Genomic DNA, 21569 nt, shown 5'->3' on the forward strand with positions numbered 1-21569 from the left:
CTGGCCGATGCCCGCGCCGAGGCCGAGACCGCGCAGGACAGGATCGCGGGGCTGACCGCGCAGCTTTCCGCGGGTGACGACCGCGAGGGTGCGCAAAGCGACCGCATAGAGGCGCTGCGCGGCGAGGCGGCCCGTCTGCGCGCGCAGCTCGACGCCACGCAGAAGCGGGCCGAGGATCGCGGCGCGCGGATCGAACGGCTGCAGGCGCAGAACGACGCGCTGCTCTACCGATCTTGCCCGCATGGGGGGCGCCGAGGCGGAACAGGAGGCGGTGAAGTCCGCGCTGGAGGCTTCGCGCACACGGCTGGCCGAGCTGCAGGAAGAGGTCGACGGCCTGCGCGATCGCGACGCGCGGCGCGACGGGCTGGTGGCCGACCTGCGCCAGCGCCTGGCCGAGGCCGAGGCCCGCGCCAGCGCCAATGCCGACGACAGCCGGTCATTGGAGGAACAGCTTGCCTCGGCCCTTGCGGCGCGGCTGGCCGCCGAAACCGATGCCCAGACCGTGCGCGACGACCTGACCGCCGCGCTGGCCGCGCAGAAGGCGGCAGAGGTCGCCGCCGAAGACCGGCTGGAGCGCGCCGAGGCGCGGCAGGTGTTGCTGGCAGAGGCGCGCGAGAAGCTGGCGCAATCCTCCGAACGCGCGACCAAGGCGGAGTTGCAGGTCGAGGCGCTGAACCGGAACGTGTCGGAACTGCGCGGCCAGCTTGGCCAGTTGCAGGCGCTTCTGGACGATGCGCAGGCCCGCGACGCGGCTGCCAAGGTGCGGCTGGAGAACCTCGGGTCGGAACTGAACGCGGCCATTGCCCGCGTCGCACAGGAAGAGCGCCGCCGCCGCCAGCTGGAAGAGGAACGTGCCCGGCGGCTGGAAGAGGAAAAGCGCGACCTCGAACGCTATCGCTCGGAGTTCTTCGGGCGGCTGCGCGAGGTGGTGGGCGACCGCGAGGGCCTGCAGATCCAGTGGCGACCGCTTCGTGTTTTCCTCCGAGGTGCTGTTTGAGCAGGGCTCTGCCGACCTGTCCGCGGCGGGGCGGCGCGAGATTGCCAAGGTGGCGAATATCCTGCGTGCCATCGCCTCTGACATCCCCGAGGGCATCGATTGGGTGATCCGGGTCGACGGCCATACGGACGACCTTCCCCTGCGCCCCGGTGGCGATTTCCAGTGACAACTGGGAGCTGTCGCAGGCGCGCGCCCTGTCGGTGGTGCGCGACATGATCGACAGCTACGGCATCGACCCGCGTCGGCTGGCGGCGAACGGCTTTGGCCAGTGGCAGCCGGTGGCCGAGGGCAGCAGTGCCGGGGCCCGCGCCCAGAACCGCAGGATCGAGTTGAAGCTGACAGAACGCTGACAGAACGCGGACCGGCCCGGGTTCTTGCCTGCCGGCGGGCAGGGCAGGGCGGCGGCGTGGGCACGGCAGGGCAGGGCGCGGCGCAGGGGCCCCTGTTTCGCGGACCTCTGCGGGCAGCGTGACAGCGTCGCCGCAAAGGAAGTCGCCGCAAAGGAAAAGGGGCGCCCCGGAAGGCGCCCCTTTCTGAAAAGGTCGGGATCAGTCCGCCGTCAGCAGCGGTGGCTTCTTCGAGCTGAGGCGCGGGTTGTCCGGTCCTTCTAGGTTCAGCACCAGCTCGCCGTCCTTGACGGCAACCTTGACGACGCCGCCCTTGGTCAGCTTGCCGAAGAGCAGTTCCTCTGCCAGCGGCTTCTTGATGTTTTCCTCGATCACGCGGCCCAGCGGGCGGGCGCCCATCTTCTCGTCGTAGCCGCGCTCGGCCAGCCATTCGGCCGCCGGTTTGGTCAGTTCGATGGTCACGTTGCGGTCCATCAGCTGCGCTTCGAGTTGCAGCACGAACTTCTCGACCACCTGCAGGATCGTGTCCTTGGGCAGCGGCTGGAAGCTGATCACCGCGTCCAGACGGTTGCGGAATTCCGGCGTGAAGGTCCGCTCGATGGCGGCGGTATCCTCGCCCTCGCGGCGGTCGCGACCGAAGCCGATGGCGGCCTTGGCCATGTCGGCGGCGCCCGCGTTCGAGGTCATGATCAGGATCACGTTGCGGAAATCCACGGACCGCCCGTTGTGATCGGTCAGCGTGCCGTGGTCCATCACCTGCAACAGGATGTTGAACACGTCCGGGTGCGCCTTCTCGATCTCGTCGAGCAGGAGCACGCAGTGCGGATGCTGGTCCACGCCATCGGTCAGCTGGCCGCCCTGGTCGAAACCGACATAGCCCGGAGGCGCACCGATCAGGCGGCTGACGGCGTGCTTCTCCATGTACTCGGACATGTCGAAGCGCAGCAGTTCAACCCCCGTGGTGGAGGCCAGCTGCTTGGCCACCTCGGTCTTGCCGACGCCGGTCGGACCCGCAAACAGGTAGTTGCCGATGGGCTTCTCGGGCTCGCGCAGACCGGCGCGGGCCAGCTTGATCGCGCTGGACAGGGCGGTGATCGCCGGATCCTGCCCGAAGACCACGCGCTTCAGCGTGACCTCGAGATCCTTCAGCACCTCTGCGTCGTCCTTGGACACGTTCTTCGGCGGAATGCGGGCGATCTTGGCCACGACGGCCTCGATCTCCTTGGTGCCGATGGTCTTGCGGCGCTTGCTTTCGACAACCAGATGCTGGGCCGCACCGGCCTCGTCGATGACGTCGATGGCCTTGTCCGGCAGCTTGCGGTCGTTGATGTAGCGCGCCGAAAGCTCCACCGCGGTCTTCACCGCCTCGGCGGTGTATTTCACGCCGTGGTGATCCTCGAAATAGGGCTTCAGGCCCTTGAGGATCTTGATCGTGTCCTCGACCGTCGGCTCGTTCACGTCGATCTTCTGGAAACGGCGCGACAGGGCGCGGTCCTTCTCGAAGTGCTGGCGGAACTCCTTGTAGGTGGTCGAGCCCATGGTGCGCAGCTTGCCGCCCTGAAGCGCGGGCTTCAGCAGGTTCGACGCATCCATGGCGCCGCCAGAGGTCGCGCCGGCGCCGATCACGGTGTGGATCTCGTCGATGAAGAGCACCGCGTCGGGGTGTTCCTCAAGCTCTGTCACCACGGCCTTCAGCCGCTCTTCGAAATCGCCGCGGTAGCGGGTGCCAGCCAGCAGCGCGCCCATGTCGAGCGAGTAGATCGTGGTCTGCGACAGCACCTCGGGTACCTCGCCGGTGACGATCTTGCGGGCCAGCCCCTCGGCGATGGCGGTCTTGCCGACGCCCGGGTCGCCCACCAGAAGCGGGTTGTTCTTGCGGCGGCGGCACAGCACCTGGATGCAGCGCTCGACCTCGAGCGCGCGGCTCGATCAACGGATCGACCTCGCCCTTCTCCGCCTTCGCGTTCAGATCCACGCAGTACTTGCCCGGGGCCGATTCCTTGTCGCTGCCGGGGGCCGCGGCCTCTGCCGGTTGCGCGTCTTCCTCCGCGTCGGTCGAGCCCTGCACCGGGCGCGCCTCGCCATAGGCGGGGTTCTTGGCCACGCCGTGGGCGATGAAGTTCACCGCGTCGTAGCGGGTCATGTCCTGTTCCTGAAGGAAGTAGGCGGCGTTCGACTCGCGCTCGGCGAACATGGCGACCAGCACATTGGCGCCCGTCACCTCGGTCCGGCCAGAGGACTGCACGTGGATCGCGGCGCGCTGGATGACGCGCTGGAAGGCGGCGGTGGGCACCGCCTCTGACCCTTCGATGTCGGTCACGAGGTTGGACAGGTCTTCGTCGATGAAATCGACGAGGGTGCCGCGCAACTCTTCGGTGTCGACGGAACAGGCCTTCATCACCCGGGCGGCGTCCGGTTCGTCGATCAGCGCCAGAAGCAGGTGTTCCAGCGTTGCGAATTCGTGGCTGCGCGAGTTGGCCAGCGCCAGCGCAGAGTGAATGGCCTGCTCAAGAGTGTTCGAAAATGACGGCACGGGAGTGCTCCTCTTGTCTGCGCTGTTCCCTGAGGATCAGCATTGCCTCATAGGGTTAAGGTTTGGTCGATTAGGGCCAGTCTTCAAGTTTTTTCTGGAATGACCCACATCACAAATCACCAAAGCACCGCAACCTGCCGTGAGGTTGGTCAGAAGTTGTCCTTCCGTTTCCGGATTTCGGCAAACACCTGAACGTCGCTGGCATCGGGCATGCCGACGGCGGCTTTGACGTCCGGATGACCGGCGCGCAGGAAGGGGTTCGTGTCAAGTTCAAGGGACAGTGGAACCTGGGCGGTTGGCTCGCCCTTGGCGCGGGCCTTCGCGATCGCCTCTGCACGAGAGATAAGCGCATTGTTGCCGGGTTCAATGGTCAACGCGAAGGCCGCGTTCGAGGTGGTGTATTCGTGGCCCGAGTAGACCATGGTCTCGGGCGGCAGGGCGGCCAGCTTGGACAGGCTGTCCCACATCATTTCGGGCGTGCCCTCGAACAGCCGACCGCAGCCCAAAGCCATCAGGCTGTCGGCGGTAAAGACCGCCTTGGCGCGCGGGAAATGGAAGGCCATGTGCCCCAGCGTATGGCCGGGCACGTGCAGCGGCTCGGTGTAGCCCACGCCCTCGCCGCCGTTCATGCCTTCCTCCAGCGCCATGTCCAGCGGCGGCAGCTTGTGTTCTTCGGCGCGCGGACCCATGACCTTGCAGCCGTATCTGGCGCGCAACTCCTCGACGCCCTGTACGTGGTCGGGGTGGTGGTGGGTGATCAGGATCGTGCCCAGCGACCAGCCGCGCCGGTCCAGCGCGTCGATGATCGGCCCGGCCTCGGGGGCGTCGATCAGGCAGACACCGTCCGGGCCCTTGGCGATATAGGCGTAGTTGTCCGAGAGACAGGGGACGGTGACGATCTCGAGGGCCATGGCATTTCCTTCAAGGCTTTGACAGGATGCGGCCAGACTGACGCATCCACCGGGAGACAGCAATGCATCTGGATGTGCAGGTGTTGCGCGATTTCTATTACCGCAGCGCGCTGGGGCGCGCCGCGCAGAAAATCGTGCGCGATCAGCTAGAGACCTTCTGGCCGGTGGCAAAGGGGCACACGGTGGTGGGCTACGGTTTCGCCACGCCGCTGCTGCGCCCCTACCTGACGGAATCGCGCCGGGTGATCGGGTTGATGCCCGCGCCGCAGGGGGTCATGTCCTGGCCCGCCGGTCTGCCGAACGTGTCGGTGCTCTGCGAGGAAACGCTCTGGCCGCTGGAAACCGGGCATGTGGACCGGCTGGTGGTGATGCACGGGCTGGAGACCTCGGAGCGGCCCTCGGAGCTTCTGGACGAGGCCTACCGCGTGCTGGGTCCGGGCGGCGAGGCGGTCTTTGTCGTGCCCAACCGCACCGGCCTGTGGGCGCGGGCCGACTGGACGCCCTTCGGCTACGGCAGGCCCTATTCGCTGGGCCAGCTCGAAGCGCAGCTGAAGCGCCACGACTTCGTGCCCGAAGCGCAGGTTTCGGTGCTGTTCCAGCCGCCCTCTACCCGGCGGTTCTGGATGAAGACCGGCCCGGTCTGGGAGAAGGTGGGCCGCGCGATCCCGGCGGTCATGGCGGGCGGCGTGATGATGGTGCTGGCCTCGAAGAAGCATCCGCCGACGCGGCGCGGTGTCGGACGGGCCGCCCGCGTCCTGAACCCGCTGGACGTGCTGACCCCGAAGCCCACCGCCGGCCGCGCCAAGCCGGTCTGACCGCCGAAACGGCGCGAAAACCGGCGTTCCGGGGGCCGCGCGGGCGATCCCGTGCAGGGGCCGGATCGACCCGCCCGGGGGCAAATCGGGCCGTCTTTGGCCCGCCGCAGAGAGGGGAATCGCGGAAAGCTGCGGAAAAGTGACATTTTTCATGCCTTTACTTTGGGCGCAGATGGTCGCACCCGCCGCAACCCCCTGAAAATCGGACGTTTACCGCCAACGGTATTTGTTCTTGAAGATGTTGCGAGGTTCGGGAGGCTCTGCTACATCCGCCGCGATCCATAAGCCTTGGCACCAATCAAGGTCAGCACATGCCCTCGGACGCCCGGCAGCATCGCCCCGCGTCACGGGGGCCGCATATCGGAAGGGTGGACGTGTCTGAATCAGCATCGATTTCCTCTGGCATAGCCGAACGCTATGCCACTGCCGTCTTCGAGATCGTGAAAGAAAATAACGAGCTTGCCGCGCTCGAGTCCAATCTCGACGATCTTTCTGCCGCAATCGCCGACAGCCCCGAGCTGCGCGATCTGCTGGCCAACCCCGCTTACTCGCGCGCCGAGCAGCAGGCCGCCATCACCGCCGTCGCGGAGAAGATGGGCCTGACCACCGTGCTGCGGAACACGCTGGGCCTGATGGCATCCAAGCGCCGCCTCTTCGTGGTGCCGCATATGGTGACGCGCCTGCGCGCCATGATTGCCGACGCCAAGGGCGAAGTGACCGCGGAGGTGACCTCGGCGACCGAGCTGAGCGCCGCGCAGCGCCAGCAGCTGGCCGACACCATCAAGTCCAAGTTCGGCAAGGACGTGAAGATCAATACGACCGTCGATGAAAGCCTCATCGGCGGTCTTGTCGTCAAGGTGGGCTCGAAGATGATCGACACCTCGATCCGCTCGAAGCTCAACTCCCTCCAGAATGCAATGAAAGAGGTCGGATAAATGGGTATCCAAGCAGCGGAAATCTCCGCGATCCTGAAGGACCAGATCAAGAACTTCGGCGAGGAAGCCGAAGTCGCCGAGATCGGTCGCGTGCTCTCGGTGGGTGACGGCATCGCCCGCGTCCACGGCCTCGACAACATCCAGGCGGGTGAAATGGTCGAGTTCCCGGGTGGCATCATGGGGATGGCGCTGAACCTCGAGACCGACAACGTCGGTATCGTGATCTTCGGCTCCGACCGGGACATCAAGGAAGGCGACACCGTCAAGCGCACGAACTCGATCGTGGACGTTCCCGCGGGCCCCGGCCTGCTGGGTCGCGTCGTCGACGGTCTGGGCAACCCGCTGGACGGCAAGGGCCCGATCCAGTTCGAAGAGCGCCGGATCGCCGACGTCAAGGCACCGGGCATCATCCCGCGTAAATCCGTGCACGAGCCCATGGCGACCGGCCTGAAGGCCGTCGACGCCATGATCCCGGTTGGCCGCGGCCAGCGCGAGCTGATCATCGGTGACCGTCAGACCGGCAAGACCGCGCTGGCGCTGGACACCATCCTGAACCAGAAGTCCTACAACGATGCCGCCGGCGACGACGAAAGCAAGAAGCTGTTCTGCGTCTATGTCGCCATCGGCCAGAAGCGCTCGACCGTGGCGCAGCTGGTGAAGAAGCTCGAAGAGACCGGCGCCATCGAATACTCGATCGTCGTGGCGGCAACCGCCTCGGACCCGGCCCCCATGCAGTTCCCGGCGCCCTACGCCGCGACCGCCATGGCCGAGTACTTCCGCGACAACGGCAAGCACGCGCTGATCATCTACGATGACCTGTCCAAGCAGGCCGTGTCCTACCGCCAGATGTCCCTGCTGCTGCGCCGCCCGCCGGGCCGCGAAGCCTACCCGGGCGACGTTTTCTACCTTCACTCGCGCCTGCTGGAGCGTTCGGCCAAGCTGAACGAGGACAACGGTGCGGGCTCGCTGACGGCCCTGCCGATCATCGAAACGCAGGGCGGCGACGTGTCGGCCTTCATTCCGACCAACGTGATCTCGATCACCGACGGCCAGATCTTCCTTGAAACCGAACTGTTCTACCAGGGCATCCGCCCCGCCGTGAACACCGGTCTGTCGGTTTCGCGCGTGGGCTCCTCGGCCCAGACCAAGGCGATGTCCTCGGTTGCCGGTCCGGTGAAACTGTCGCTCGCCCAGTACCGCGAGATGGCGGCCTTCGCCCAGTTCGGTTCGGACCTCGACGCCGCCACCCAGCGCCTGCTGGCCCGTGGTTCGCGCCTGACCGAGCTGATGAAGCAGCCGCAGTACTCGCCGCTGACCAACGCCGAGATCGTCGTGGTCATCTTCGCGGGCACCAACGGCTTCCTCGACAAGCTGCCGCTGTCGGACGTGAAGCGCTTCGAATCCGAACTGCTGAGCTTCATGCACACCAACAAGTCCGACATCATGGACTGGATCACCAACGAAGATCCCAAGATCAAGGGTGACGCAGCCGACAAGCTCAAGGCAGCCATCGACGAATTCGCCAAGAACTTCGCGTAAGAGGGGGAAACATGCCCAACCTCAAGGACCTGAAAAACAGGATCGCGTCGGTCAAGTCGACCCGCAAGATCACCAAGGCCATGCAGATGGTCGCGGCCGCAAAACTGCGCCGCGCCCAGGATGCGGCCGAAGCGGCCCGCCCCTACGCGGAACGCTTCAACGGTGTGATGGCGTCGCTTGCCGCCTCGGTCGGAGACAGCGCGTCGGCGCCCCGCCTTCTGGCGGGGACCGGCAAGGACGACGTGCACCTGCTGGTGGTCATGACCGCCGAACGCGGGCTGTGCGGCGGCTTCAACTCGAACATCGTGAAACTGGCCCGCGCGCGCATTGCCAAGCTGAAAGGCGAAGGCAAGACGGTGAAGATCCTCACCGTCGGCAAGAAGGGCCGCGAGCAGCTGAAGCGGGACAACGGCGACCTCTTCGTGGGTCACGTTGACCTGTCCGAGGTCAAGCGTCTGGGCTACAACAACGCGCAGGACATCGCGCGCGACGTGCTGGGCCGCTTCGATGCCGGTGAGTTCGACGTGGCGACGATCTTCTTCGCCAAGTTCAACTCGGTCATCAGCCAGGACCCGACGGCCCTGCAGATCGTGCCCGCCGCCTACGAGTCGACCGGTTCCGAGGAAGAGGGCGCATCGACGCTCTACGACTACGAACCCGACGAAGAGGCGATCCTCGCGGACCTGCTGCCGCGCGGAGTGGCAACGCAGATCTTCGCGGCTCTGCTGGAAAACGCCGCCTCGGAGCAGGGCGCGCGGATGTCCGCCATGGACAACGCGACCCGCAACGCCGGCGACATGATCGACAAGCTGACGATCGAGTACAACCGTTCGCGTCAGGCCGTCATCACCAACGAGCTGATCGAAATCATTTCGGGCGCCGAGGCGCTCTAAGGAACCGGAGACGAAACCCATGACAGCACAAGGCAAGATCACCCAGGTGATTGGCGCCGTGGTCGACGTGCAGTTCGACGACCACCTGCCGGAAATCCTCAACGCGCTGAACACCGAGAACAACGGCAAGAAGCTGGTGCTCGAAGTCGCTCAGCACCTCGGCGAGAACACCGTCCGCACCATCGCCATGGACGCGACCGAAGGTCTGGTCCGTGGTCAGGAAGTGGTCGACACCGGCGCGCCGATCTCGGTGCCGGTCGGCAACGCCACGCTGGGCCGCATTCTCAACGTCATCGGCGAGCCGGTGGACGAGGGCGAGCCGATCAGCGCGGACGAGTACCGCCCGATCCACGCACCTGCCCCCGCCTTCCAGGAGCAGTCGACCGAGTCCGAGATCCTCGTGACCGGCATCAAGGTCGTCGACCTGCTGGCCCCCTACTCGAAGGGCGGCAAGATCGGCCTCTTCGGCGGTGCCGGCGTGGGCAAGACCGTTCTCATCATGGAACTGATCAACAACATCGCAAAGGTGCACTCGGGCTTCTCCGTGTTCGCCGGTGTTGGTGAACGGACCCGTGAGGGCAACGACCTCTACCACGAGATGATCGAATCCAACGTCATCAAGCCCGACAACCTGGCGGAGAGCCAGGTGGCGCTTGTTTACGGTCAGATGAACGAGCCTCCGGGTGCGCGTGCCCGTGTCGCCCTGACCGGCCTGACGCTGGCCGAACAGTTCCGCGACCAGTCCGGTACCGACGTTCTGTTCTTCGTGGACAACATCTTCCGCTTCACGCAGGCCGGTTCCGAGGTGTCCGCACTTCTGGGCCGTATCCCTTCGGCGGTGGGCTACCAGCCGACGCTGGCCACCGACATGGGCGCGATGCAGGAACGCATCACCTCGACGAAGAACGGCTCGATCACCTCGATCCAGTGCCGTCTACGTTCCCGCGGACGACCTGACCGACCCGGCGCCTGCCACGACCTTCGCCCACCTCGACGCCACGACCGTTCTGTCGCGTGCGATTTCGGAGCTGGGCATCTACCCGGCCGTGGACCCGCTGGACTCGTCCTCGCGTCTCATGGACCCGCAGATCGTCGGTGAAGAGCACTATCAGGTGGCGCGCGACGTGCAGGGGATCCTGCAGCGCTACAAGTCGCTTCAGGACATCATCGCCATCCTCGGGATGGACGAACTGTCCGAAGAGGACAAGCTGACCGTGGCCCGTGCCCGCAAGATCCAGCGCTTCCTGTCGCAGCCCTTCGACGTGGCAAAGGTCTTCACCGGCTCGGACGGCGTTCAGGTCCCGCTGGAAGACACGATCTCGTCGTTCAAGGCTGTTGTGGCCGGTGAATACGACCACCTCCCCGAGGCGGCCTTCTACATGGTCGGCGGCATCGAGGAAGTGAAGGCCAAGGCCGAGAAGCTGGCCGCCGAAGCCGCGTAAACCCGGGCAGCGGGGTGGGTCACGGACCCGTCCCGCGCCTGCCATACCGTGCGGGGCGGGCCTGACCCGCCGCGCACGACCAAGGAGTTCACATGGCAGATACGATGCAATTCGACCTCGTCTCGCCCGAGCGCAAGCTGCTCTCGGCGCAGGTCAAATCGGTGCAGATCCCCGGAGCGGCTGGCGACATGACCGCCATGCCGAACCACGCGCCGACGATCACCACGCTGCGTCCGGGCATCCTGACCGTGGAGACCGAAAACGGCACCGAAGAGTTCGTCGTGACCGGCGGTTTCGCCGAGATCGGTGACTCGCTTTCGGTTCTCGCCGAACGCGCCCTGCCGCGTGGCGACGTGGATCAGGCCACCTACGAGTCCATGGTGGACGAGGCCCACGCCGCCTACGAGAAGACCAAAGAGGCCTTCCCGAACGAGCCGGGCCCCGTCGACGAAGCGGTGAAGCTGCTGATGGACATGGTTGCCGTCGGCACGCACATCGGTCTGGATCCGAAACAGCCGTCGATCTGACGGCTAAGCCGGACCACAAGACTTTCTGAAAGCCCCGCCCCTTCGGCGGGGCTTTCGCGTTCCGGGCGGGCGTGTCCGGCTTGGTCCCCGCTGGCCCGCGCCGGGGAACGCCCACCGGGGCGTACCGGCAGGCGCGCCGTTTCCCTGCGGGGCAAGACGCCCCGCGCGGCAGCGGCCCTTCGCCGCTCTTGCCAACTTTGCCAGCATAACCCATTTCATCCATAGGCGTCCCGCGTTACCACGGACGCACCCCCTGAATCGGCCTTCTGACGCAAGGATTGCGCCCTTGGACCTCACTGCCCTTCTGCGTGAACTCGTGACGTTGTTCGTGGTCATCGACCCGATCGGCTCTTTGCCGGTGTTCTATTTCGCCACCGCCTCGGTCCCGGCGGCGCTGCACTGGAAGTTCGCCCTGCGCGCGGTGATCGTCGCGTGGATCGTGCTCATGGCCTTCCTGGTCGGGGGGCAGATCCTGCTGGAAGGGCTTGGCCTGCGCTTCGGGTCGTTCCAGATCGCGGGCGGGGTGATCCTGTTCCTCTTCGCGCTGACCATGATCTTCGGCGATAGTAAGCCCGAGCGCGAAATGGCAGAGGCGGAACGCGATCACCTCTCGGGCGCGGTCTTCCCGCTGGCGATGCCCTCGATCGCCTCGCCCGGTGCCATGCTGGCCATCGTGGTGCTGACCGACAACCACCGCCATTCCGTATCCGAGCAACTGGTCACGGCGGGCCTGCTGACGCTGGTGCTGGTCCTGACGCTGCTGCTGCTGCTGGCCGCCGCGCCGCTGAAGCGCGTGCTGGGCAATACCGGCGCGGGCGTTGTCAGCCGGGTCATGGGCATCATCCTGGCCACCGTCGCGGTCGACGCCATTCTCGGCGGCCTGAACGCGGTGGGCGTGCTGTCGGTCGACGGCAGCAGCGGGCCGCTGTAGCCGCGGGGCCTGAGCCGAAGCGCGATATGGGTTCCGGATGCCATGGCCTGGGCCCGCTGCTTTAAGGGCTGCACGCCCGGGTTGCATGGGCTATAGGCAGGAAAACGGCCAAGAGGGGCAGATGCGGAAATTCACGGGCGCGCTGATCGGGGTCGCACAGGGCAACGAGGAACTGTTCTCGGATTTTGCCTCTGGCGGCGAGATGTGGACCGGCTCGGGCGCACGGGAACGGCGCAAGGCGATCCGCTTCGCCGAACCCTTCCGCACACCGCCCGCCGTGCAGGTCGCGCTGTCGCTGTGGGACATGGATCAGGGCGCCAACGTGCGCGCCGATATCGCCGCCGAGAACGTCACCACAACCGGATTCGACCTTGCCTTCCGCACCTGGTCGGACACCCGCGTCGCCCGGGTGCGCATGAACTGGCTGGCCATCGGGGAAGTCGCGTCAGAGGACGACTGGACGCTCTACTAGAGCATCTCAGGTCTGGCGCGCCGTTTCTTAGACTGGAGATGCCCCGGGAATGCTCGGGGGCCGGGTCTGCGCGCCGCCCGGTGGACCCGAAGCCCCTTAAGCCGCCGCCCGCCCGCGCGTCGCGGTCACAGGTCCCAGCCATCGTTCTGCAAGACCACGCGCCAGCCTTCGGGGTCTTCGAAGGTCGCGCCCTGCCGATCCCAATAGGGGTTGAGCGCGGCGACCGGGGCAAAGCCCGCCGCCCGCATCCGCGCAACGGCGGCCCGCCATTCGGCCCCATCGGGCAGGTACAGCACCAGCAGGTTGTCGCGGCTTGGCACGCGTGGGGCAGGGTGCTCCGAGCGGGTGAACTCCAGGTGCCGGGGCGCCTTTGCATGCCCCAGCATCAGTCCGTCAAAGCCGTCGTGCCCTGTGAAGCGCGTCAGCACCTCCAGCCCCAGCCCTTCGACGTAGAAGGGCAGCAGCGCGTCCAGATCCGCCGACGGGCGGGCGACGCGCAGCCCGGGTGTCACAGGATGCCTTCGTAGATCGGTCCCAGCGTTTCCGTCTCGAAGAGGGAAGACACGGAGGTGCCGTTCCAGATGTTCAGGATCGACTGCGCGAACATCGGCGCGGTCGGCAGCACGCGGATGTTCGGCGCGTCCGAGACCGGCCCGGTGGGCTGGATCGAATCGGTCAGCACCAGCGTCTTGAGCACCGATTTCGTGATCCGCTCGACCGCCGGGCCCGACATGACCCCGTGCGAGATATAGGCATGCACCTCGGTCGCGCCGTGGTCCATGATGACCTCTGCCGCCTTGCAGAGCGTGCCCGCCGTGTCGCACATGTCGTCCACGATGATGCAGCGCTTGCCGGTCACATCGCCGATCACCGTCATCTCGGCCACTTCGCCCGGCTTCTCGCGGCGCTTGTCGACGATGGCCAGCGGCGCGTTGATCCGCTTGGCCAGTTCGCGCGCGCGGGCCACGCCGCCCACGTCGGGCGAGATCACCAGCACGTCCGACAGGTCGTCGAACTGCTTCTGTACGTCCAGCGCGAAGATCGGCGAGGCGTATAGGTTGTCGACCGGGATATCGAAGAAGCCCTGGATCTGCGCCGCGTGCAGGTCCAGCGTCAGCACCCGCTCGATCCCGGCGGTGACCATCATGTTGGCCACCAGCTTTGCGGAGATCGGCGTGCGCGCCTTGGTGCGACGGTCCTGCCGGGCATAGCCGAAGTAGGGGATTACCGCGGTGATCCGCGCCGCCGAGGACCGGCGCAGCGCGTCGGCCATGATCAGCAGTTCCATCAGGTTGTCGTTGGCGGGGTTCGAGGTCGGCTGGATGATGAACATGTCCTCGCCGCGCACGTTCTCGTAGACCTCGACGAAGATCTCGCTGTCGTTGAACCGCTCGACCCGGGCGTCCACCAGACCCACGGACATGCCACGATACAGCGACATCCGCCGCGCGATGGCCTGGGCAAGCGGCTTGTTGGCATTGCCGGAAATCAGCTTGGGTTCGATGACGGTGGGCATAGGAGGGGCTCCGGTGAGTGACGGATTCGTGACGTTGCAGCCCCGTTAGCATGGCCTTAACGTGCAGACCAGCAACACAGCAGGACGCGCGACAGATGGCCCATATCGACTATTATTTCGCGACCCTGTCGCCGTTCACCTATTTTGCGGGCACCGGTCTGGAAGAGATCGCCGCCCGCCACGGCGCCACGGTCACCTACAAGCCGCTGGATATCCTCGCCCTCTTCGCGCGGACCGGCGGCACGCCCCCGGCGCAGCGCCACCCCTCGCGGATGGACTATCGTGCGCAGGAACTGACCCGGCTGGCGAAGAAGACTGGGATGCCGTTCAATCTGAAGCCCGCCTTCTGGCCCTTCAACGCCGCGCCCTCGTCCTACGCGGTGATCGCGGCGCAACAGGCGGGCGGCGGCGACATGGGCGCTCTGGTGCATGGCATCCTGCGCGCCTGCTGGGCAGAGGAAAAAGACGCCGCCGACGATGCGGTGATCCGCGCCTGCCTCGCCAGTGCCGGCTTCGATCCGGCGCTGGCCGACAGCGGCCTTCTGCTGGGCGCCGAGACCTACGCCCGCAACCTCGAAGAGGCGGTCGAGCGCGGCGTCTTCGGCGCGCCCTTCTACATCACCGACAGGGACCAGCGGTTCTGGGGGCAGGACCGGCTGGCGGATCTCGACGCGCATCTCTCCGGGGATCTCTGAATGCCGCGTGACGAGGCGGCCCTGCCGCCGATCTTCCACCGCAGCTTCGACGGCGGTGCGGCGCGGGTTCTGGCCCTGCATTGCGGTCTCGGGCAGTCCGGCATGTGGAAAGCCGTGGCGGCAGAGCTAGCGTCGCTGGCGACCCTCATCGCCCCGGACCTGCCGGGCCATGGCCGCAGCGGCGCCTTCCCGGAAGGCCGCGATGTGCATGATGTCGCCACGCAGGCCCTGCGGCCCTTTCTGGCGCCGGGCATGCATCTCGTCGGGCACAGCTTCGGCGCCACCGTTGCCCTGCGCCTCGCGCTCGAGGCGCCGGAACCACCCGCCTCGCTCACCCTGATAGAGCCTGTCTTCTTCGCCGCGGCCCGGGGCCACCCGCTGCACGACAGTCACCGGGCGCAGGAACAGGCCTTCCTCGATACCTTCGCAAGCGGTGACATGATCGAAGCGGCTCGCTGCTTCAACCACCTCTGGGGCGGCGGGATGCCCCGGCACAGCTTCCCCGAGAAGGCGCGGCAGGACATGGCCGCGCGCATGCCCTTTGTCGCCGCGACAGAGCCCAGCCTCTGGCAGGACAGCCAGGCCATGCTCGCGCCCGGGCGGCTCGAAGCCCTCAACTGCCCGGTCGCCCTGATCCGCGGCGCCGGGACCGTTCCCGTCATCGCCGCGATCCACGCGGGCCTCGCCTCCCGCCTGCCAAGGGCCCGCGATATCACGATCCCCGGCGCCGGCCACATGGTGCCCCTGACCCACCCGAAAGACGTGGCCGCCGCGATCTCCGGCATGGCGGGGTTTTCCTGACCGGTCCCTGACCAGCCTGCGCCGGGAACGCCGCCGAGATGAAGGCTATCCCTGCCTCTGGTCCAATCCGGAACCCCTTGGCCGGGACAGCCCTGCGCCTGAGGCCCCGGGGCGCCCGGCCCGTGCGGCAGGCCCCGTCCGCCCTTCTTCGGTCTGGCAAATACCCTCGGGGGGTGGCCGCAGGCCGGGGGGCAGAGCCCCCCTGCGCCCGCGCCACGCAGGGCACCCGGGCGGAGAAACACCCGTCACCGCGCGCGAAGGGCGCGCCGGTCGCGCGCGTCAGCGCGCGAAACCCCGCGCCATGGCCCCGCAGGGGCCGTCACAGGGCAGGCCCATCCGGCCAGCCCCGTCAGCGAAGCCGTTACTTCTGTCCGATCCGGGGTTCCGTCCCGGCCTTCAGCCGCTTCAGGTTCTCCCGGTGCCGCCAGAAGACCAGCACCGTCAGGAGGGTGCCGGTCAGCAGCAGGTCCCAGCGCGCGAAGGCAAACATCCAGACCGTCGAAGAGGCCGCGCCTACCAGCGCGCCCACCGAGGAAATCCGCGTCACCAGCGCCGCCAGCAGCCACATCGCGCAGCAGGCCAGTCCGACGGGCCAGCTCAGCGCCAGCACGACGCCAAGGAAGGTCGCCACGCCCTTGCCGCCCCGGAAGCGCAGCCAGACCGGGTAGCAATGGCCGATGAAGGCCGCCAGTCCCGCGATCTGCATGGCGCCGCTGTCGCCGGTCACCCAGCCTGCCAGCAGCACCGCCAGCGCGCCCTTGACCCCGTCCAGCAGCAGCGTCGCCGCCGCCGCCGCCTTGTTTCCGGTGCGCAGCACATTGGTTGCGCCGATATTGCCCGACCCGATGCTGCGCAGGTCGCCCAGCCCCATGGTCCGGGTGATCAGGATGCCGAAGGGCACCGACCCCATGAGGTAGCCCAGCACCACCCAGGTTCCGGCGATCAGCAGCGGAGTGTCGAACATCCTGCCCTCCTCAGGCTTCTCAGGCTTCGAAGACGCGGGTGCCGGAAACCCATGTCCCCAGCACCTTGCCCTGCAGGCGGGCATTGTCGAACGGCGTGTTCCTCGACTTCGAGCGCAGCGCGAAGCGGTCCAGCACCACCGGCTTGTCCGGGTCGAAAAGCACCAGGTCGGCGGGCGCGCCCGCGGCCATCCGCCCGGCGCCCAGCCCCAGCCGCTTCGCCGGGTTCAGCGCCAGCGCCCGGAACAGGCAGGGCAGGCTCAGCTCGTCGGCGTGATACAGGCGCAGAAGCACCGGCAGCATGGTCTCCAGCCCCACCGCGCCCGAGGCCGCCTCTTCGAAGGGCAGGCGCTTGGATTCCTCGTCCTGCGGGGTGTGAAAGCTGCCGACGATGTCGATCAACCCGGTGCGCAGGGCCTCGACCACCGCCTTGCGGTCGTCCTCCGAGCGCAGCGGCGGCGTGACCTTGAAGAAGGTCCGGTAGTCGGCGAGATCCATCTCGTTCAGCGTCAGGTGGTGCATCGAGGTGCCCGCCGTCACGTCGAAGCCGTTGGCCTTGGCCCGCTCCAGCGCCGGAAGGGCGCGCACCGTGGTGATCTGGTCGGCGTGGTAGCGCACGCCCGTCATCTCGACCAGCGCGATATCGCGGTCCAGCCCCATGCGCTCGGCCATGGGCGAGACCGCGGGCAGCCCGCGCAGCGAGGCGAACTTGCCCGAGGTCGCCGCCGCCCCGGCAGACAGCCCCGGCTCCTGCGGGTGGCCGATCACCAGCGCGCCCAGCGAGCGCGCGTAGGTCAGGGCACGGGACAGAACCTTGGTATCGCGCACCACCCGGTCGCAATCGGTGAAGGCCACGGCGCCCGCGTCCATCAGGAAGCCCAGCTCGGTCATCTCGCGCCCGTCGCGGCCCTTGGTCAGGGCGGCCATGGGCAGCACATGCACCGGCGCCTCGTCCACCGCGCGGCGGCGGATGTAGTCCAGCGACTCGGGGGTGTCGATGCAGGGCTGGGTGTCGGGCCGCGTCACGATGGTCGTGACCCCACCCGCCGCCGCAGCGGCCCCGGCGGTGCCATAGCTTTCCTTGTGGCGCTCGCCGGGCTCTCCGACCTTGACGCCGATATCCACGATCCCCGGGGCAAGGCACTTGCCGCCACAGTCCACGCGGATCAGCTCCGCGCGCGGTCCGCCCGCGCCCTCGGCGGCGAGCTGGCGTTCAAGCGCTGCGGCCTCTGCAAAGACCTCCCGGATCACGCCATCGGCGACAAGCACCGCCGCCCCCTCGACCACGCGATCTGCTTCGGGGTCGATCAGGCGGGCATTCAGGAAGGCTGTCTGGGTCATGTGAGGTCCGGAAATCGGCTGCGGTTCGGCGCGGTTCCCCCTTCCTCTAGGGCATAACGGCGACCGGGAAAAGCCGCAGCGCACGACCCGCGCGGGACACCGCGCCGGAAAGGCCCCGCGGTGTGGCCCGCGCGGGCCGGGGCGGGATCCTGCGCAGGTCGCCGCCAGAGTGCCGCGAGGCCGCTTCAACGCGGACAGAGGGGGCCTGCGGTGGGCTTGCCCTGCGCCGTCCCTGTCGCCGCCCCGTTGCGGCGGCTTCGCGGGGTTTGAGCCGGGCGGCTCGCCCCTGTGCCGCCCGCGTCGTTCCGGGGGGCGGCGCCGGTGGTCCATAGGCCCGTTTCGTGCCGGAGGGTCGGGAAAACCGTCAGGATCCCCCGGATGACGCCCTGTCGCGGGCGCTATGGGCGGAAGGCGGGGGCGTGGTCCGGGCGGCGCTGCCAGACCGTCGCGCCGGGATCTAGGATGCCGCCCCTGCCGGGTCGCGGTGTCATCGCAGCGCCAGCAGGACGACCAGCAGGATCAGGACCCCAAGGCCCGCCAGCAGCAGTTTCAGCAGGGTCGAGCCGCCCCGGCCCGAGGCGTCGGGGGCGCCCTGCGCAAGCTGCCCCCGGGCGGCATCGCTGCGCAGAGGGGCGCCGCGCCCCGGCGCGGGATGCGCGCCATAGGCGCCGACATGGGACAGCGGTGCGGCGGGCGACAGGCGTTGCGAGGTATTGTCGAAGGCCTGCGGCGGCAGGATCACCACGTGCCCGGTCAGCGCGTCGAGCGTCGCACGATCCGCCGCCAGCGCCTCTTCGGGCAGATTGTGCGCCTCTGCCAGGTAGCGCGACAGCGGCATCGGCCCCAGATCGCCGATGCGCAGGGTCTCGACGAAGGCAGGCCGCAGCGCCGTGGCCCCCAGCGCGTATTTCAGCGGCCATTCGCCGGTGCCGGCCATGGTGGTGAACCGTTCGACCGCCTCGGGTGGCAGGTCGAGGTGAAACAGGTGCAGGGTCTCTGTGTCCGAGCCGTTGATCTCGACCTGTGTCATGCGGTCCCTCAGGGCATTGGAAAGGGGTCTTGGTAGACTATCGTGGCAGAACCGGGAAAGGTTCCCGCGCATGTCTTGACGCGCGGAAACGTCCTCAGGCCATGACCTCTTTGGGATGCGCGCGCAGGTTGCGGGCAAGAAGGTCCATGGCGGCCATGCGCACGGCAACACCCATTTCCACCTGGTCCTGAATGACCGAGCGGTTGATGTCGTCGGCGATGGTGCCGTCGATCTCGACCCCGCGGTTCATCGGCCCGGGGTGCATGACGATGGCGTCGGGGGCGGCGCAGGCCAGTTTCTCGGCGTCCAGCCCGTAGCGGTAGAAATACTCGCGCTCCGAGGGGATGAAGCCGCCGTCCATACGTTCCTTTTGCAGGCGCAGCATCATGACCACATCGACGCCCTCCAGCCCCTTGCGCATGTCGTCGTAGACCTCGACGCCGAAGTCGGCGATGCCCGCGGGCATCAGCGTGGCGGGGCCGACGAGGCGGATGCGGTTCTCCATCTTGCCCAGCAGCAGGATGTTCGAGCGGGCCACGCGGGAATGCGCGATGTCGCCGCAAATCGCGATGTTCAGGCGGTGCAGGCGACCCTTGGCACGGCGGATGGTCAGCGCGTCCAGCAGCGCCTGCGTGGGGTGTTCGTGCCGCCCGTCACCGGCGTTCAGCACCGCGCAGTTGACCTTTTGCGCCAGAAGATCGACGGCGCCCGAATGCGGATGACGGACCACCAGCAGGTCGGGGTGCATGGCGTTCAGCGTCATGGCGGTGTCGATCAGCGTCTCGCCCTTCTTGATGCTGCTGGCCTGCATCGACATGTTCATCACGTCCGCGCCCAGCCGCTTGCCGGCCAGTTCGAAACTGGCCTGCGTGCGGGTGGAATTCTCGAAGAACATGTTAATCTGGGTCAGACCGGCCAGCGCGGCGCCGTGTTTCTCGCGGCGGCGGCCATGGGCGGCATAGCGGTCGGCAAGGTCGAGGACGGTGGTGATCTCGTCCGGGCGCAGGGGTTCGATCCCCAGCAGGTGGCGTTGGTCGAAGCGCATGGGCGTCCCCTTGGGTCGGTTGTGGCTTTCATAGGAAGCGGGGCTTCCGGGGGCAAGGGCGGTGCGCGCGGCGGGCGGAGCGCGCGGGTTGGTGGCGGGGCGCCTGTGGTTGCGGAGCACAGAGGTGCTTGGACCAAGAAGAAGCACGGGGGGCAAGAGAAGGGCGGCGTGGTGCGTGATGTGGCGGCGGGTTCGGGGGATTTGCGCGAGGGTGGTTTTGCATCGGCGGCGCGGGGCGTAGGGTAAGGGCCATGGAATCGGAGGACGGCATGGCGCTGGACTGGCACGTGGCACGGGCTTTGCTGGAATGGCAGCTCGAGATGGGGGTGGACGAGGCGCTGGCAGAGGCGCCCGTCGACCGCTTTGCCGTCGAGGCGGCGGCGCGCGAGGCTGCGGCGCAGCGCGAGGCGGCCCCGGCGCGGGCCGCGGCGCCGGTGCGGCAGGCCGCGGTGGATCCGGTCGCCGAAGCCGAGGCGCTGGCGCGCGCGGCGGTCGATCTGCCGGCACTGCGGGCGGCGATGGAGGGTTTCGACCATTGCCAGCTGAAGCGCGGCGCGCGGCGGCTGGTCTTTGCCGATGGCGTGGCCACGGCGCGGGTCATGGTGGTGGGCGAGGCCCCGGGCCGCGACGAGGATATCGAGGGGCGGCCCTTTGTCGGGCGCGCCGGGCAGTTGCTGGACCGGATGCTGGCGGCGGTGCAGCTGTCGCGCGCCGAAAGCGTCTATATCACCAATGTCTTGCCGTGGCGGCCGCCGCAGAATCGCGACCCGCGCCCCGAGGAGATCGCAATGATGCTGCCCTTCCTCAGGCGGCATATCGCGCTGGTCGATCCGGCGCTGCTGGTGATCGTGGGCAATATTTCCTGCCAGGCGCTGCTGGGGCGGCGCGGCATCACGCGGCTGCGCGGCCAGTGGACAGAGGCCGAGGGGCGGCCCGCCCTGCCGATGCTTCATCCCGCCTACCTGTTGCGCCAGCCGCTGGCCAAGCGCGAGAGCTGGGCGGACCTTCTGTCGCTGAAGGCGCGGCTGCGCGACCTGTCCGCGCCGGGCTGACGCCCTGGGCGGCGCGCGGTGGGACCGGGCGGAGCCCCGGGCCGTGGCAGTGTTCCCTCCCCTGCGCAGGCCTGCTGGCACAGGGGGCGGGGCGGCCACCTCTGCGGCTCTCTGTGCCCTTTCCGGGGGCGGGGCGGGGCGCTAGGCTTTGCCGAGTGACACCCGCGAGAGAGGCCCCATGTCCCGCATCGACGAAACGAGAGAGTTCATCCCGGTCCGGATCGCCGTCCTGACGGTGTCGGACACGCGGTCCATGGCGGAGGACCGGTCCGGCCAGACGCTGGTGGACCGGCTGGAGGCGGCGGGGCATCGTCTGGCCGCTCGCGAGATCGTGAAGGACGAGCGCGACGGGATCGCCGCCGTGCTGCGCCGCTGGATCGCCGATCCGGCGATCGACGTGGTGATCTCGACCGGCGGCACCGGGCTGACCGGGCGGGATGTCACCGTCGAGGCGCACCGCGACGTCTACGAGAAGGAGATCGACGCCTTCGGCACCGTCTTCACCCATGTTTCCATGCAGAAAATCGGCACCAGCGCGGTGCAGAGCCGGGCCACGGGCGGCGTCGCCGGGGGCACCTATCTCTTTGCGCTGCCCGGCTCTACCGGGGCCTGCAGGGACGCCTGGGACGAGATCCTGTCGCTGCAGCTGGACTATCGCCACCGGCCCTGCAACTTCGTCGAGATCATGCCGCGGCTTGAGGAACACAAGCGACGGAAATGATCCGCAGGCGCGTATCATCGCGTAGGTTATGGAAGAGGTCCGGTTCCCGGCGGGGGCCGGGCGG

At 67.8% G+C, this 21569-nt stretch carries 18 protein-coding genes and 3 pseudogenes; 13 read left to right on the forward strand and 8 right to left on the reverse strand.

What is annotated here, in order from left to right; all coding sequences use genetic code 11:
• Positions 1-796: 796 nt before the first annotated feature.
• Positions 797-1347, forward strand: a pseudogene (locus ABFB10_RS24090) (OmpA family protein); the annotation flags it as partial.
• Between the two features lie 198 nt (positions 1348-1545).
• On the opposite strand, the pseudogene clpA reads toward ABFB10_RS24090, so the two are convergent.
• A pseudogene (gene clpA, locus ABFB10_RS10820) lies at positions 1546-3877 on the reverse strand (ATP-dependent Clp protease ATP-binding subunit ClpA).
• A 149-nt stretch (positions 3878-4026) separates the two neighbouring features.
• Entirely contained in the window at positions 4027-4788 is a 762-nt protein-coding gene (gene gloB, locus ABFB10_RS10825) for a hydroxyacylglutathione hydrolase (protein ID WP_347166534.1), read from the reverse strand.
• A gap of 62 nt (positions 4789-4850) precedes the next feature.
• On the opposite strand from gloB, the gene ABFB10_RS10830 reads away from it, so the two are divergent.
• From ABFB10_RS10830 to ABFB10_RS10865, 8 genes and pseudogenes are all read left to right on the forward strand, one after another.
• Positions 4851-5603, forward strand: coding sequence for a class I SAM-dependent methyltransferase (locus ABFB10_RS10830; RefSeq protein ID WP_347166535.1), 753 nt, complete (start codon positions 4851-4853; stop codon positions 5601-5603).
• Between the two features lie 368 nt (positions 5604-5971).
• A complete protein-coding gene (locus ABFB10_RS10835; RefSeq protein ID WP_347167996.1) occupies positions 5972-6538 on the forward strand; it encodes a F0F1 ATP synthase subunit delta in 567 nt (188 codons plus the stop codon).
• Positions 6539-8077, forward strand: coding sequence for a F0F1 ATP synthase subunit alpha (gene atpA / locus ABFB10_RS10840; protein ID WP_347166536.1), 1539 nt, complete (start codon positions 6539-6541; stop codon positions 8075-8077).
• Between the two features lie 11 nt (positions 8078-8088).
• Positions 8089-8970 carry a F0F1 ATP synthase subunit gamma gene (locus tag ABFB10_RS10845; protein ID WP_206563085.1) on the forward strand — a complete coding sequence of 294 codons (882 nt, stop codon included), beginning with the start codon at positions 8089-8091 and terminating at the stop codon, positions 8968-8970.
• 19 nt (positions 8971-8989) lie between these two features.
• Positions 8990-10412 (forward strand): annotated as a pseudogene (atpD, locus tag ABFB10_RS10850) (F0F1 ATP synthase subunit beta).
• Positions 10413-10504: 92 nt separating this feature from the next.
• Positions 10505-10939: a F0F1 ATP synthase subunit epsilon gene (locus ABFB10_RS10855; protein ID WP_347166537.1), complete on the forward strand. Its 435-nt coding sequence runs from the start codon at positions 10505-10507 to the stop codon at positions 10937-10939.
• 286 nt (positions 10940-11225) lie between these two features.
• A complete protein-coding gene (locus ABFB10_RS10860) occupies positions 11226-11870 on the forward strand; it encodes a MarC family protein (RefSeq protein WP_347166538.1) in 645 nt (214 codons plus the stop codon).
• Positions 11871-11991: 121 nt separating this feature from the next.
• On the forward strand, positions 11992-12342 hold the full coding sequence (locus tag ABFB10_RS10865; protein ID WP_347166539.1) for an H-type lectin domain-containing protein: 351 nt from the start codon (positions 11992-11994) through the stop codon (positions 12340-12342).
• 125 nt (positions 12343-12467) lie between these two features.
• Here the strand turns inward: ABFB10_RS10865 and ABFB10_RS10870 are convergent, their stop codons facing one another.
• Entirely contained in the window at positions 12468-12854 is a 387-nt protein-coding gene (locus ABFB10_RS10870) for a VOC family protein (RefSeq protein WP_347166540.1), read from the reverse strand.
• Positions 12851-13858 carry a ribose-phosphate pyrophosphokinase gene (locus tag ABFB10_RS10875; protein WP_347166541.1) on the reverse strand — a complete coding sequence of 336 codons (1008 nt, stop codon included), beginning with the start codon at positions 13856-13858 and terminating at the stop codon, positions 12851-12853. Before ABFB10_RS10875 ends, ABFB10_RS10870 begins: the two co-directional genes overlap by 4 nt.
• Positions 13859-13953: 95 nt before the next feature.
• On the opposite strand from ABFB10_RS10875, the gene ABFB10_RS10880 reads away from it, so the two are divergent.
• Positions 13954-14553, forward strand: a complete 600-nt coding sequence (locus tag ABFB10_RS10880) for a 2-hydroxychromene-2-carboxylate isomerase (RefSeq protein WP_347166542.1) — start codon at positions 13954-13956, stop codon at positions 14551-14553.
• Positions 14554-15354, forward strand: a complete 801-nt coding sequence (locus ABFB10_RS10885; protein WP_347166543.1) for an alpha/beta fold hydrolase — start codon at positions 14554-14556, stop codon at positions 15352-15354.
• A 361-nt stretch (positions 15355-15715) separates the two neighbouring features.
• On the opposite strand, the gene plsY is transcribed toward ABFB10_RS10885, so the two are convergent.
• From plsY to ABFB10_RS10905, 4 genes are all read right to left on the reverse strand, one after another.
• The gene (plsY, locus tag ABFB10_RS10890; protein ID WP_347166544.1) at positions 15716-16318 is read right to left on the reverse strand and encodes a glycerol-3-phosphate 1-O-acyltransferase PlsY; all 603 of its coding nucleotides are present in this window, start codon (positions 16316-16318) and stop codon (positions 15716-15718) included.
• 19 nt (positions 16319-16337) lie between these two features.
• Positions 16338-17657, reverse strand: a complete 1320-nt coding sequence (gene pyrC / locus ABFB10_RS10895; protein WP_347166545.1) for a dihydroorotase — start codon at positions 17655-17657, stop codon at positions 16338-16340.
• A 487-nt stretch (positions 17658-18144) separates the two neighbouring features.
• Positions 18145-18687 carry an aspartate carbamoyltransferase catalytic subunit gene (locus tag ABFB10_RS10900; RefSeq protein WP_347166547.1) on the reverse strand — a complete coding sequence of 181 codons (543 nt, stop codon included), beginning with the start codon at positions 18685-18687 and terminating at the stop codon, positions 18145-18147.
• A gap of 94 nt (positions 18688-18781) precedes the next feature.
• A complete protein-coding gene (locus ABFB10_RS10905; protein WP_347166548.1) occupies positions 18782-19732 on the reverse strand; it encodes an aspartate carbamoyltransferase catalytic subunit in 951 nt (316 codons plus the stop codon).
• A gap of 251 nt (positions 19733-19983) precedes the next feature.
• Here ABFB10_RS10905 and ABFB10_RS10910 point away from each other — a divergent pair, with 251 nt between their 5' ends.
• Positions 19984-20784: a uracil-DNA glycosylase gene (locus ABFB10_RS10910; RefSeq protein WP_347166549.1), complete on the forward strand. Its 801-nt coding sequence runs from the start codon at positions 19984-19986 to the stop codon at positions 20782-20784.
• A 178-nt stretch (positions 20785-20962) separates the two neighbouring features.
• The gene (gene moaB, locus ABFB10_RS10915) at positions 20963-21505 is read left to right on the forward strand and encodes a molybdenum cofactor biosynthesis protein B (protein WP_347166550.1); all 543 of its coding nucleotides are present in this window, start codon (positions 20963-20965) and stop codon (positions 21503-21505) included.
• Positions 21506-21569 lie beyond the last annotated feature (64 nt).

Origin of the sequence: Ponticoccus litoralis (assembly GCF_039769985.1) — a bacterium.
Lineage (GTDB): Bacteria > Pseudomonadota > Alphaproteobacteria > Rhodobacterales > Rhodobacteraceae > Ponticoccus > Ponticoccus litoralis.

Coding starts and splice junctions, on each gene's coding strand:
- ABFB10_RS10855 (WP_347166537.1), top strand. CDS start 10,505: ATGGCAGATACGATGCAATTCGACCTCGTCTCGCCCGAGCGCAAGCTG.
- moaB (WP_347166550.1), top strand. CDS start 20,963: ATGTCCCGCATCGACGAAACGAGAGAGTTCATCCCGGTCCGGATCGCC.
- ABFB10_RS10880 (WP_347166542.1), top strand. CDS start 13,954: ATGGCCCATATCGACTATTATTTCGCGACCCTGTCGCCGTTCACCTAT.
- ABFB10_RS10830 (WP_347166535.1), top strand. CDS start 4,851: ATGCATCTGGATGTGCAGGTGTTGCGCGATTTCTATTACCGCAGCGCG.
- ABFB10_RS10875 (WP_347166541.1), bottom strand. CDS start 13,858: ATGCCCACCGTCATCGAACCCAAGCTGATTTCCGGCAATGCCAACAAG.
- pyrC (WP_347166545.1), bottom strand. CDS start 17,657: ATGACCCAGACAGCCTTCCTGAATGCCCGCCTGATCGACCCCGAAGCA.
- ABFB10_RS10900 (WP_347166547.1), bottom strand. CDS start 18,687: ATGACACAGGTCGAGATCAACGGCTCGGACACAGAGACCCTGCACCTG.
- atpA (WP_347166536.1), top strand. CDS start 6,539: ATGGGTATCCAAGCAGCGGAAATCTCCGCGATCCTGAAGGACCAGATC.
- ABFB10_RS10910 (WP_347166549.1), top strand. CDS start 19,984: ATGGAATCGGAGGACGGCATGGCGCTGGACTGGCACGTGGCACGGGCT.
- ABFB10_RS10905 (WP_347166548.1), bottom strand. CDS start 19,732: ATGCGCTTCGACCAACGCCACCTGCTGGGGATCGAACCCCTGCGCCCG.
- gloB (WP_347166534.1), bottom strand. CDS start 4,788: ATGGCCCTCGAGATCGTCACCGTCCCCTGTCTCTCGGACAACTACGCC.
- plsY (WP_347166544.1), bottom strand. CDS start 16,318: ATGTTCGACACTCCGCTGCTGATCGCCGGAACCTGGGTGGTGCTGGGC.
- ABFB10_RS10885 (WP_347166543.1), top strand. CDS start 14,554: ATGCCGCGTGACGAGGCGGCCCTGCCGCCGATCTTCCACCGCAGCTTC.
- ABFB10_RS10865 (WP_347166539.1), top strand. CDS start 11,992: ATGCGGAAATTCACGGGCGCGCTGATCGGGGTCGCACAGGGCAACGAG.
- ABFB10_RS10845 (WP_206563085.1), top strand. CDS start 8,089: ATGCCCAACCTCAAGGACCTGAAAAACAGGATCGCGTCGGTCAAGTCG.